Annotated in this window: 10 protein-coding genes; 7 read left to right on the forward strand and 3 right to left on the reverse strand. The window is 61.1% G+C overall.

Annotated features, from left to right (window positions below; genetic code table 11):
- Positions 1-29: 29 nt before the first annotated feature.
- Together F0M18_RS13160 and F0M18_RS13165 are read left to right on the forward strand one after the other, a co-directional pair.
- Entirely contained in the window at positions 30-1,292 is a 1,263-nt protein-coding gene (locus F0M18_RS13160) for a 6-phosphofructokinase (RefSeq protein WP_149611913.1), read from the forward strand.
- 319 nt (positions 1,293-1,611) lie between these two features.
- Positions 1,612-2,256: an inorganic pyrophosphatase gene (locus F0M18_RS13165; protein ID WP_149611914.1), complete on the forward strand. Its 645-nt coding sequence runs from the start codon at positions 1,612-1,614 to the stop codon at positions 2,254-2,256.
- Positions 2,257-2,295: 39 nt separating this feature from the next.
- Here the strand turns inward: F0M18_RS13165 and F0M18_RS13170 are convergent, their stop codons facing one another.
- From F0M18_RS13170 to F0M18_RS13180, 3 genes are read right to left on the reverse strand one after another with little or no spacing between them, the layout of a single operon-like run.
- A complete protein-coding gene (locus tag F0M18_RS13170; RefSeq protein WP_149611915.1) occupies positions 2,296-3,000 on the reverse strand; it encodes a M15 family metallopeptidase in 705 nt (234 codons plus the stop codon).
- Complete coding sequence (sfsA, locus tag F0M18_RS13175; RefSeq protein ID WP_149611916.1) at positions 2,990-3,706, reverse strand: DNA/RNA nuclease SfsA; 717 nt, start codon at positions 3,704-3,706, stop codon at positions 2,990-2,992. Before sfsA ends, F0M18_RS13170 begins: the two co-directional genes overlap by 11 nt.
- Positions 3,703-4,881, reverse strand: a complete 1,179-nt coding sequence (locus tag F0M18_RS13180; RefSeq protein ID WP_149611917.1) for a pyridoxal phosphate-dependent aminotransferase — start codon at positions 4,879-4,881, stop codon at positions 3,703-3,705. Before F0M18_RS13180 ends, sfsA begins: the two co-directional genes overlap by 4 nt.
- Before the next feature lie 202 nt (positions 4,882-5,083).
- Here F0M18_RS13180 and dksA point away from each other — a divergent pair, with 202 nt between their 5' ends.
- The 5 genes from dksA (at position 5,084) to F0M18_RS13200 (ending at position 11,283) form a co-directional block, all read left to right on the forward strand.
- A complete protein-coding gene (dksA, locus tag F0M18_RS13185; RefSeq protein WP_149611918.1) occupies positions 5,084-5,536 on the forward strand; it encodes an RNA polymerase-binding protein DksA in 453 nt (150 codons plus the stop codon).
- 140 nt (positions 5,537-5,676) lie between these two features.
- Complete coding sequence (gene gluQRS / locus F0M18_RS13190) at positions 5,677-6,573, forward strand: tRNA glutamyl-Q(34) synthetase GluQRS (RefSeq protein WP_149611919.1); 897 nt, start codon at positions 5,677-5,679, stop codon at positions 6,571-6,573.
- 62 nt (positions 6,574-6,635) lie between these two features.
- On the forward strand, positions 6,636-6,812 hold the full coding sequence (locus F0M18_RS19975; protein WP_188109713.1) for a hypothetical protein: 177 nt from the start codon (positions 6,636-6,638) through the stop codon (positions 6,810-6,812).
- Positions 6,802-9,756, forward strand: coding sequence for an ATP-binding protein (locus F0M18_RS13195; protein ID WP_149611920.1), 2,955 nt, complete (start codon positions 6,802-6,804; stop codon positions 9,754-9,756). The genes F0M18_RS19975 and F0M18_RS13195 overlap by 11 nt, the downstream gene beginning before the upstream one ends.
- 87 nt (positions 9,757-9,843) lie before the next feature.
- Positions 9,844-11,283 carry a sigma-54-dependent transcriptional regulator gene (locus tag F0M18_RS13200; RefSeq protein ID WP_149611921.1) on the forward strand — a complete coding sequence of 480 codons (1,440 nt, stop codon included), beginning with the start codon at positions 9,844-9,846 and terminating at the stop codon, positions 11,281-11,283.
- The last annotated feature ends 391 nt before the right edge of the window (positions 11,284-11,674 follow it).

Genomic DNA, 11,674 nt, shown 5'->3' on the forward strand with positions numbered 1-11,674 from the left:
ATCTTCCAATGCAGGGAATCACACCACCAATGCCAAAGAGAAACGCCTTTTACGCCCAGTCCGGGGGCGTTACCGCCGTCATCAATGCATCTGCCTGTGGCGTTATAGAAACGGCACGCAAGCACAAATCACAGATCGGCAAGGTCTACGCCGGCCGCAACGGCATCATCGGCGCCCTGCGCGAGGAACTGATCGACACCAGCAAGGAAAGCCGCTCAGCCATTCACGGTTTACTGACCACGCCCTCGGGCGCCTTCGGCTCCTGCCGCCACAAGATGAAGAGCATTGAGGAGAATCGCGCCGAGTACGAGAGGCTGATCGACGTGTTCCGGGCACACAACATTGGTTATTTTTTCTACAACGGGGGCGGCGATTCCGCAGACACCTGCCTCAAGGTGTCACAGCTCAGTGAGGCCATGAATTACCCCCTGCAGGCTATTCACGTGCCCAAGACCATCGACAACGACCTGCCGTTCACCGACAACTGCCCGGGCTTTGGCTCGGTTGCCAAATACGTTGCCATCTCCACGCGCGAAGCCGCCATGGATGTCGCGTCCATGTGCGAGAGCTCCACCAAGGTATTCATTCTCGAGGTAATGGGCCGGCACGCAGGCTGGATCGCCGCGGCCGGCGGCCTGGCCGCACAGGAACAAGGTGATGCGCCACACATCATCCTGTTCCCCGAGATCGCTTTCAACCGCGAGAAGTTCCTGGCCAGGGTGAAGCGCACGGTCAAGCAAAATGGATACTGCGTGATCGTGGCATCGGAAGGGACCCAGTACAAAGACGGCACTTTCCTCGCTGAGTCCGGCCTCAAGGACGCCTTCGGCCACAGCCAGCTGGGTGGTCTCGCGCCGACCCTGGCGCAGATGGTGAAGGAAGAACTGGGCTTTAAGTACCACTGGGCCGTGGCCGACTACCTGCAGCGCTCCGCCCGTCATATCGCCTCACAGACCGATGTTGACCAGGCCTATGCGCTCGGCGAAGCCGCCGTGGAACTGGCGCTGCAGGGGCACAATTCGGTAATGCCCTGCATCGTGCGCGGCAAGGGCAAGCGCTATAGCTGGAAAATTGGTGAAGCTCCGCTGGACCAAGTAGCCAACGTCGAGAAGATGATGCCGCGCAATTTCATCACCCGCGACGGCTTCAATATCACCGACGCGGCGCGTGACTACCTGGAGCCGCTGATACAGGGGGAGGCCTATCCGCCTTACAAGAAAGGGATGCCGCAGTATGTGAAGTTGAAGAATCAACTCGTACCCAAGAAACTCAAGAAGAGCTTCAAGGTATAGAAGTCTTTCACGATGAGCGGTCTGTCGGGGCAGAGCGCTGGCTCCGGGACCGCCAAAATGCGGCATCCATGCCAGGCTCGGGCTCGGCCTTCCCTGGCCTCGCACGCCCCGTAGCCAGCGCTCTGCCCCGACAGCCCTTGCCGCGCGGTCGACCCATACCTGCCGGGCCAGCTGTAATAACCCGCCGCGCCGGCCGAGGGGCTGAAAACCGAAAACCGGAACCGGCCAGCATTTCGACTTTCGTGGGGAAGATTCTGCTGATCAATCGCTGTACAATGCGCGCCTCCATAGTGAAGCAACCCCTTTGTGAGGATTAAAAATGTACAGTAATCGCGACTTCAACCGCTGGCGCCGTCACCCCTGGCACGGTCTCCATATCAAGGCCGATGGTGCCCCCGAGGATATTTTCCAGGTTTACATCGAGATGACCCCGGACGACGTGGTCAAGTACGAGTTGGACAAGGCGTCCGGCTTCCTGATGGTAGACCGCCCGCAGCGCACCACTTCCAGCCCGCCGGCCCTGTACGGCTTCCTGCCGCGCACCTACTGCGCAGAAGAAGTCGCCAAGCTGTGCCCCAAGGCAGAAGAGGCTGACGGTGACCCACTGGACATCTGTGTGTTCTCCGAGCGCCACATCACCCGCGCCGACATCGTGCTCAACGCCCGTGTTGTAGGCGGCATCCAGATGATTGACGATGGCGAAGCCGACGACAAAATCATCGCTGTACTCGGCGGCGACAATATCTGGGGCGACGTTCACGACCTCGCGGACCTGCCCAGCATCAAGACCGAACGCCTGCAGCACTACTTCTCAACCTACAAGCTGGTTCCCGGCAAAGAGATCGACATCTGTGTGGACCACGTTTATGGGCGCGACGAGGCCCTGCGTGTTATCGCCGCGGCGGAGAAGGACTACTGGAATCACTACGGCCACCTGCACGAGCAGGCCAAGGCCAAGGAATAACGGTACCTGTCCCGGCGCAGTCGCGCCGGGACTATCCCGCTACAGCGTGCCGCGGGGGCACCAGTCCTCCGCCACCCTCACATAACGCTCAAGTATCTCCTCCAGCTCCGCGCTGACCACATCCCCCAACACCAGGTCATCACCCCAGAGCTCACGCAACGCCTGCGCTCCCAGCCTGCCGTCGCAGTGCAGGGACAGTGGCGCATAACTCAGGTGCCACGGCTCCGGCGCGACGCCGCCGCGATCCCTGGAATAGGGGCGATAGAAACCGAATGAATCATTCGCGGCCATGCGCGCATCCAGCCACTGGTGCAGGGCGTGGAACGGGCCGCCTGCGGCATACTCCTGCGGGGACAGCTGCAGGCGGTAGTCTGCCGGCACGGCAGCAGCGTCAAAGCAATCCAGGTCCGTGCCCCAATGATGCCGCGAGGTGCCCGGCAGCGCGGAAAAGCGCAATATGGCGGCGAGCCTGTCGTGAGGCGACAGTTGCGCCAGCGCCAGCGGCGCGCCACTGTCGTCATGCACCGGGCGCTCACCGCGGGCCTTGCCGTTGAACAGGTCCAGCTGGCGCGCGTAGGAGCGAAAGGCGCTGGCGATGGACAGTGCAAAGCCGGCCTCACGTGCTGCCGCCTGCAGGCGCGCAAAGGCCCCAGCAGCATCTGCCTGCAGCCGGTTACCGGCAAACTCTACCAGGTGGGATTCCTCCTGGCCGGTCAGTTGCTCGAAGGTCAGTTTACTGGTCATGGGACGTTCCCGGCGGGTCCACGCTGAATGGGAGTGGCCGTGCCAGCACCACACCTGCTGGTGCGACATCCGCGCCCCAGGCCAGCACCTCTACACCCTGTTGCATGGCCTCGACCAGTGCATCGCGGTAGCGCGGGTCAATATCACCGGCGGCACTGACCCGGGTTATACCACTATGAAAGCCACAGTAAAACATAAGCGCCCGCGTGGTGCCCCCGCACTCGGCTGCCAACTCCTGCAGGTGCTTGCGGCCGCGCTCGCTCACCGCATCCGGAAACAGTCCCTGCCCCCCTGCCGCGCACAGGGTGACTGATTTCACCTCAACAAAAACACGCCCTGATTCCCCCTCCAGCAACAGGTCAGCACGACTGTTCTTACCGTACTTCACCTCGGAACGAATCACCGGATAGTCACCGAACCCGGGTATCAGGCCCGCCTCAAAAGCCGCCCTGACCACCTTGTTGGCGCGCGCGGAGTGGATACAGGCCATGCCCCGGCTGGTCTCCACCAACTCCCAGGTATGCGGGTACTTGCGCGTTTTGGACGCAGATAGCGACAGCCATACCCGCGACCCGGGCTCCGCGCAGCCGGTCATGGCACCGGTATTGGGGCAGTGGGCCGTGACCTGGCTGCCGTCGGCCAGCTCCACGTCAGCGAGGAACCGCTTGTAGCGCTTGATCAGTCGCCCTTCAATGAGGTCACTCATGCCCGCAGCACCCCGGCCAGGCGCTCTACAGCGCGTTCCAGTTGCTCCATGGACGTCGTATAGGAGAAACGCACGTGCTCGTCAGCACGGTGGTGGCCAAAGTCGATACCCGGGGTGAGGGCCACGCCGTGCTGCTCCAGCAGGTCCATGCAGAAAGCCTGGCTGTCGCGGGTGAAACGACTGGCGTCGGCGTATGCGTAGAAAGCGCCCTGCGGGTGACAGGGCAGGCCGAAACCCAGTGCTTCCAGCGCCGGCACCAGGAAGTCGCGGCGCTGGCGAAACAGCTCGCGGCGCTGGTCGAGTATCTCCCGGGTTGCAGGCTCGAAGCCGGCCAGGGCGGCATATTGTGCCGGCGTGGACATCGAGATAAACAGGTTCTGTGCCAGTTTTTCCATCTCGATAACTGCTTCCTCCGGCGCCACCAGCCAGCCCAGGCGCCAGCCGGTCATACCGAAATACTTGGAAAAACTGTTGATCACAATCGCCTCGCTGTCCACTTCCAGCACCGAGGGCGTAGCCACGTCATATCCCAGCCCATGATAGATTTCATCCACCACCAGGTAACCTTGTCTTGCGCTAACCGCGTGGGACAGCGACTGCAACTCATCCCTTCCCAGCACCGTACCCGTGGGGTTGGCCGGTGAAGCCACCATCACACCGACAGTGTTTTCCCGCCAGTGCTCGGCGACGAGGTCAGCGGTGAGTTGGTAGCGGCTCTCCGGGCCGACCGGCACCAACTGGCCCTCCCCCTCGACAAGGCGCATGAAGTGACGATTACAGGGATAGCCGGGATCTGTCATCAGCATGCCCCGCCCCGGGTTCAGCAACAGCGCAGACACCAGCAGCAAGGCACCCGATGCCCCGGGTGTAATCATGATCCGTTGTGGCGCGATGTCGAGTCCGTACTCGCTGGCGTAGTAGCCCGAGAGTGCCTCGCGCAATGCCGGAATGCCCGCGGCACCGGAGTAACCTGTTTCGCCGCGCCCGAGCGATGCCTGGCCGGCTGCCACGATGGGCGCAGCCGTGGCGAAATCCGGCTCTCCCGCCGCCAGGTGAATAATATCCCTGCCCGCTGCTGCCAGTGCCTGCGCGCGCTGCAGGACCTCCACCACGTGAAAAGGCTCAATCTCTGCAACGCGTCGGGCGTAGGGACGTCGCTTCTGGCTACCTGTCATGAATGCGGCACTCGGCTGTCTCTGAGCGCGCATTCTAGCAACTGCCCGCGTTGCCGGAGAAGCAGTGCGAGAACAAAGGCTAAAACAGTGGCGTAGCGCTGGCGAATCTGGTAGTTTCTCCGCCCTTGGTTTGAGGGGCCCTTGCCCCCGGCCTTAAAACTGTGAGTATTGTGTCTATTGTTTTACCGTATGGAAAATAACCATGCCTAGAGCAGCAAAAAAACCAGCCAATAAAGCAGCCAGCGAATTCAAGAACTTCGAGCCCTACAAGCCAAAGCGGGGCGAAGAGTACATGAATGAGAAGCAGCGCGAACACTTCAAGTCCATTCTGAAGACCTGGAAATCGGAATTGATGCAGGAAGTGGATCGTACTGTGACTCATATGAAGGATGAGGCTGCCAACTTCCCCGATCCGGCTGATCGGGCTACACAGGAAGAGGAGTTCAGTCTCGAACTGCGCACCCGCGATCGCGAGCGCAAGCTGATCAAGAAGATCGACTCCACCATGGAGCGCATCGAGCAGGACGATTACGGCTTCTGTGACGCCTGTGGCGTCGAGATCGGCATCAAGCGCCTGGAAGCCAGGCCCACGGCCAACCTGTGCATCGACTGTAAAACCCTCGATGAAATCAAGGAGAAGCAGGAACTCGGCTGAGCCGAAACAAATGTCATGGAAGCCGGCACACCTGCGTCGGCTAACTGCCCATGGCCCTGCCCTACCCCTCGCCGCTCCCCTCGCCTGCTTCACCAGACTGAAGAACCACCCCTTCGCACGCGGCGCTGACTTTCCCAACCATGTCTACTGACGCCAGCTATCGCGGAAGATTTGCCCCCTCTCCCACAGGCCCGTTGCACCTGGGTTCACTGATCGCCGCGGTGGCCAGCTATACCGACGCACGCGCCAGAGGCGGGCAGTGGCTGCTGCGCATGGAGGACCTCGACCCGCCTCGCGAAGAGCCCGGGGCGGCCGATGCAATTCTGGCCAGCCTGCGGGAACACGGGCTGCACTGGGACGAGGAGGTGCTCTGGCAAAGCCAACGCGCAGCAGCGTACGAGGCCGCGCTGGCCAGCCTGGACACCATGGGGCTACTGTTTCGCTGCGATTGCACCCGCGCCATGCTGGGCCCGGGCGGTGCCTGCGCGGGACGATGCCTGCCCCGGCAGCAGGAGGTGGGTACACCCTGTGCGATCCGGGTGCGCGTGCCAGCCGAGACCTGTATCGATTTTACAGACCAGATCCAGGGCGCCCGGCATGAACCACTGGGACGAGACCTGCCGGACTTTGTCCTCAAACGCAAAGACAAGCTCTACGCCTACCAGTTAGCGGTTGTGGTTGACGATGCTGCACAGCGGGTGGATCACGTGGTGCGCGGTTCGGACCTGCTGGACTCTACCGGCAGGCAGATATACCTGCAGCGCCAGCTGGGGTTGCCGGAGCCCCGTTACAGCCACCTGCCGGTTATCACCAATGCGCAGGGGCAGAAATTCAGCAAGCAAAATCATGCCCCGGCACTGCGCGCCGGCCAGGCCACCGACAACCTGCGACGGGCGCTGGCTTTTCTCGGGCAACCGACGGCGCCCGCCGGGCTGCGCGACTGCGCGGGGATTCTCGATCACGCCGCCAGGCACTGGTCACCCGCGGCGGTGCCCGCGGTGATGGGTATTCCCGCCAGCATGCTGGCAAACCCGTAGACGCTTTACCCTCCCCAGCCCCTTGCGTAGTATCCTTCCCAACCCCAACGGATCGGCACCTCATGTATATCAGCCGCACTCTCATGCTCGGCCTCGTCCTGGCCCTGATCGCCTTCCCGGTGCTGACCGACTGGCTGACCAGCGATTTCAGCGCCTGGTACCGACCCTATATTGTATGGACACTACTCATACTGTTTACCTGGTGGGGTAATCGCTCGAGGCAAACGGATGAACTTTAGCCTGGCGCAGATACTGCTGTTTGTTGCGGTTTACCTTTCGGGCCTGTTCGCCGTCGCCTACCTCGCCGATCGCGGCACTATCCCCGCCAGGATTACCAAGCACCCCGCGGTTTACGTATTGTCGCTCGGCGTATTTGCCGGCGCCATGGCCAGCAACGGGGTCATCGACATCGCCTATCACTATGGCTACAACTTCCTGCTTTATTATGCCGGTGCTGGCCTGGTGTTCGTGCTGGCGACGATGCTCCTGTTCCCGTTACTGCGCCTGTCGCGGGTGTACCAGTTGTCCTCACTCGCGGATATGCTCGTATTTCGCTTTCGCAGCCCCCGGGTGGGTGCTGCGATCACCATCGCCATGTGCCTGGCCCTGCTGCCCATGCTGGCACTGCAGATTCAGGCGGTGGGCGACAGCGTTCACATCCTCGCGGGACATGATCATCCGCTGGATGATGCCGGCTTTCATCACGAGGGTGTGGCGCTGCTCACCTGCCTGGTGATCGTGGTGTTCGCCATCCTGTTTGGCACCCGCCACCTCTCCTCCCAGGATCGCAACACCGGCCTGGTGACGGCGATGGCCTTCGAATCGCTGGTCAAGCTGGCGGCACTGAGCCTGCTGATGCTGGTTGCGATCTACGGTGTCTTCGATGGCCATGGCGATATGCAACAGTGGCTGCAACAGTCCCCCGCGGCAGAGCAGCAATTGACGCGCCGGCTGCCCCTCGAGCATACGCACTCGCTGATGCTGGTATTTTTCGCTGGCGCCGTGTGCATGCCGCACATCTTTCATATGCTGTTTGCGGAAAACACCGACACCCGAGACCTGCGCAGCGCCACCTGGGGTATGCCGCTGTACATGATGCTGTTGAGCCTGCCAGTGCTCCCGCTGGCCTGGGCCGGCATGCGCCTGCAGCACGATCTGCCCATGGCTTACACGGGCCTGGCCATGGGCGCGAGCCTGGCGTCACCTGCCGTGAGCAGCATTGCCTTTGTCGCCACGCTCTCCGCTGCCAGCGCGACAATCATCGTGGCCACGCTGGCACTGGCGAACATGTGCCTGAATCACCTGGTGCTGCCCTCGCGCCTGCTCAACCTGGGGCAGGACGGCAGTATCTATCGCAACCTGAAGTGGCTGCGCCGCGCCCTGATCGCGGTGCTGATCCTCGCCGGTTACCTGTTCTATCTCAGCCTCAGTGGGCGACAAAGCCTGGTGGAACTCGGTCTGGTCGCTTTCTCCGGGACCCTGCAGTTTCTTCCCGGCCTGGTGGCGACGCCCTACTGGCCCAGGGCAAACAGGATCGGGCTGCTGGCCGGACTGTGGGGCGGTCTGGGGTTCTGGTTTTTCACGGTGATGCTGCCCACCACCCGGGGCTACCTTCCGGAAATCGGCATCTGGTTCAGCGCGCTTGTCGGCGACACTGAGAACATCTGGGCCACGGCTACCGTGCTCGCCCTGTCAATCAATGTCGCCCTGTTTGTTGTGGTATCGCTGCTTACCCGCACCAGCGAGGAAGAGCGTGTGGCCGCAGAGATCTGTTCGATGGACGATCTCGCACGACCTATCAGGCAAATGTTACCCCTGACCAGTGCCGCGGAGTTCGCCGACAAACTGGCCCCTGCACTGGGAGAAAACACCGCCCAGGCCGAACTGGAGAGAGCCCTGCAACAGCTGCAGTTCGCCCGCAGCGAGAGTAGACCCTATGCGCTGCGGCGATTGCGCCGGCGAATCGAGGCCAATCTATCGGGCCTGCTGGGCCCGGCGGTGGCGCACAACATTGTCGAACGCTGCATCCCCATACAGGCGGGAGGCACTGAAGACATCAACCTGATAGAGCGCAGCCTGGACGCCTCGCACCAGTATTTTACCGGGCTGGCTGCCGACCTGGACGCGCTGCGCCGGCGCTACCGCGAGACATTGGACACACTGCCGGTGGGCATCTGTTCACTGGGCAGCGATGGCGAACTAATCATGTGGAACCGGAGCATGCAGGACATTACCGGTGTCGCCGCGGCGGATGTCCTGGGCTCCCTGTTGTCCGCCCTGCCGGAGCCCTGGCAGACGCTGTTCGATGATTTCCGCAACCATGAAAGCAACAGTGTGTTGAAGACGGAAGTAGAAGAGGCCAGCAGTGACTCGCGCTGGGTAAGCCTGCACAAGACCGAAACCCTGGAGGGCGACGTGATCCTGCTGGTGGAAGACATCACCGCGTTCGAGCGCATGGAAGAAGAACTGCTGCACAACGAGCGGCTGGCCTCCATCGGGCGCCTGGCAGCCGGCGTTGCCCACGAGATCGGCAACCCGGTAACGGGCATCGCCTGCCTGGCCCAGAACCTGGAATATGCCGAGGACCCGGAAGAGATCAGCAGCACCGCTGGCGAGATACTGAAGCAGACCGAGCGCGTTACCCGCATAGTCGAATCACTGGTGAACTTCTCCCACGCCGGGTCCAGCACCGGGGAACTCGAACTGATGCCCTGCAACCTGGCGGACTGCGTCGATGAAGCCGTACACCTGTTGTCCCTGGACCGGGATGCACCCAGTATTGTTTTCCGCAATCACTGCGACCGCGAAATACTGGTCCTGGCGGACAGCCAGAGACTGCTGCAGGTGTTCGTCAATCTACTGGGCAATGCCCGCGATGCCTGTGATGAAACCGGGCTGGTGCAGGTGCAGTCCTTCACCCGTGGCCAGCGCGTGTTGATCGATGTGGATGACAACGGCTGCGGCATTCCCGCCACACTGAAGAGCCAGGTATTTGAGCCCTTTGTGACCACCAAGGATCCGGGTACGGGAACCGGCCTGGGACTGGCCCTGGTGTACAGCATCATGGAAGATCTCGGCGGCTCGATCCATCTGACCAGCCCGCTACAGTCGGGCCACAACCCGGGTACCCGCTTCACCCTCGAGTTGGCCCTTGCCAACTACGGGGAAACATTCGCAATGTAACCTTTGGACCCATTTGGGCCGCTCAAACTGGCATATTTTTCACAGTAGCGCTATGTTGTGAACTATCTACACAAAAGGCAAAACCCCATGCACAAGATCCTCGTTGTTGAAGATGAGTCCGTTATTCGCACGGCGCTGCGGCGCCTGCTGGAGCGCAGCGGCTATCAGGTAGACGAAGCGGGGTCGGTGCAACAGGCTGAGACTGAATTCAACTTTGATGACTACGACCTGATCATCTCCGACCTGCGCCTTCCCGGGGCCCCCGGTACCGACCTGATCCAGAAAGCCGGCGATGTGCCGGTGCTGATCATGACCAGCTATGCCAGCCTGCGCTCGGCAGTAGATTCCATGCGCATGGGAGCCGTTGACTACATCGCCAAACCCTTTGATCACGGGGATATGGTCAGCGCGGTAGAACGCATCATCGCTGACCATCCCACCGCCAGGGCCCAGCAGCGCAAGGCAACGTCGGTATCGGAAAAGTCCGGACAGGCCGGCTCCGGTGGCATTGTCGGCAATTGCCCGGCAATGCAGACACTGTTCGGACATATCGAGCGCATGGCGCCAACCGAATCCACGGTACTGGTGCTGGGTGAAACCGGCACCGGCAAGGAACTGGTGGCACGCAGCATTCACCAGCACAGTCGACGTGCCGATAAAACGCTCATCTCGGTCAACTGTGCCGCTATTCCCGACACGCTTATCGAGTCAGAACTGTTTGGCTACGAGAAGGGGGCCTTTACCGGCGCCAACGCCTCCCGCATGGGTCTGATTGAGGCGGCTGACGGCGGCACCCTGTTCCTCGACGAGATCGGGGAACTGCCGATGGAGGCGCAGGCCCGCTTGCTACGCTTCATCCAGGAGGGCGAAATACGACGCATCGGTTCGGTGCACTCCCGCAAGGTGGACGTGCGCCTGATCTGTGCCACACACCGCAATCTGCAGCAGCTGTCCGCAGAGGGCCAGTTCCGCCAGGACCTGTATTACCGGATTAATGTGCTGTGCCTGCCGCTGCCGCCGCTGCGCGAACGCGGCAAGGATATTCTGCAGTTAGCCGAGAGCATGTTGCAGCGCCAGGTTGAGAAACTGGGCAAACAGGCCATGCACCTGTCGCCACGGGCGATACAGGCGATAACCACCTACCAGTGGCCGGGCAACGTCAGGGAACTGGAACACGCCATTGAGCGGGCCGTGATTCTCTCCGATGGTGACGAAATCGACAATGAAGCCCTCGGCATTGACCTGGAACTGGTCAACATCAACCGGCTGCGAGGCCAGGACGGCATCAGCACCGGCAGTACTACGCCGCGTAACAGCAGCAGTGAACCGCAGGAAGATCTCTCGCTGGAAGACTATTTCCAGCGCTTCGTGCTCGAGCACCAGGACTCCATGAGCGAGACTGAACTGGCGCAGAAACTGGGTGTCAGCCGCAAGTGCCTGTGGGAAAGGCGCCAGCGTTTCGGCATCCCACGCAGTAAATCCAGCGCCTCAGGGCGACGCCGGAAGGGCTCTACACAGGCTGGCTAGACGTTACCCTGACGCCAGAAGTTACCCCGCGCAGGGTAGGATGGTAACAATACTGTCACATGCGCCGGGTCACGGCAGCAGCAAGATATGCCCATCTCATTGTTTTTAAAAGATTATTCCATTTATGGCACGGGCAATGCTATCTAGAGGCCAGCGTCGCCAATAAAAATAATAGATGCTAAATAAAAATAATACACATCACTATGGACCTGGATGGGGAAGTTCGCTTCCCCTTCAATTTCATATGCTTGAGGTAGGGTGACGCGACGCAAACAGCGTGGCCATAAGCCCTCTGAACTGCAAACAAATTACTGTTAAACGCTTTGGGCCTGACAATAAGACTGTGTTTTTATAGTGCCTATAACAATAACAGCACCAGAGAAATAACAAT

This window comes from Pseudohalioglobus sediminis, assembly GCF_008370495.1.
In the GTDB taxonomy this organism is placed as follows: domain Bacteria; phylum Pseudomonadota; class Gammaproteobacteria; order Pseudomonadales; family Halieaceae; genus Halioglobus.

Bases quoted from the DNA above. Each gene is read 5' to 3' on its own strand.
- F0M18_RS13170 (WP_149611915.1), bottom strand. From the start codon at position 3,000: ATGACCAGTAAACTGACCTTCGAGCAACTGACCGGCCAGGAGGAATCC.
- F0M18_RS13165 (WP_149611914.1), top strand. From the start codon at position 1,612: ATGTACAGTAATCGCGACTTCAACCGCTGGCGCCGTCACCCCTGGCAC.
- F0M18_RS13200 (WP_149611921.1), top strand. From the start codon at position 9,844: ATGCACAAGATCCTCGTTGTTGAAGATGAGTCCGTTATTCGCACGGCG.
- F0M18_RS13195 (WP_149611920.1), top strand. From the start codon at position 6,802: ATGAACTTTAGCCTGGCGCAGATACTGCTGTTTGTTGCGGTTTACCTT.
- F0M18_RS19975 (WP_188109713.1), top strand. From the start codon at position 6,636: ATGTATATCAGCCGCACTCTCATGCTCGGCCTCGTCCTGGCCCTGATC.
- gluQRS (WP_149611919.1), top strand. From the start codon at position 5,677: ATGTCTACTGACGCCAGCTATCGCGGAAGATTTGCCCCCTCTCCCACA.
- dksA (WP_149611918.1), top strand. From the start codon at position 5,084: ATGCCTAGAGCAGCAAAAAAACCAGCCAATAAAGCAGCCAGCGAATTC.
- F0M18_RS13180 (WP_149611917.1), bottom strand. From the start codon at position 4,881: ATGACAGGTAGCCAGAAGCGACGTCCCTACGCCCGACGCGTTGCAGAG.
- F0M18_RS13160 (WP_149611913.1), top strand. From the start codon at position 30: ATGCCAAAGAGAAACGCCTTTTACGCCCAGTCCGGGGGCGTTACCGCC.
- sfsA (WP_149611916.1), bottom strand. From the start codon at position 3,706: ATGAGTGACCTCATTGAAGGGCGACTGATCAAGCGCTACAAGCGGTTC.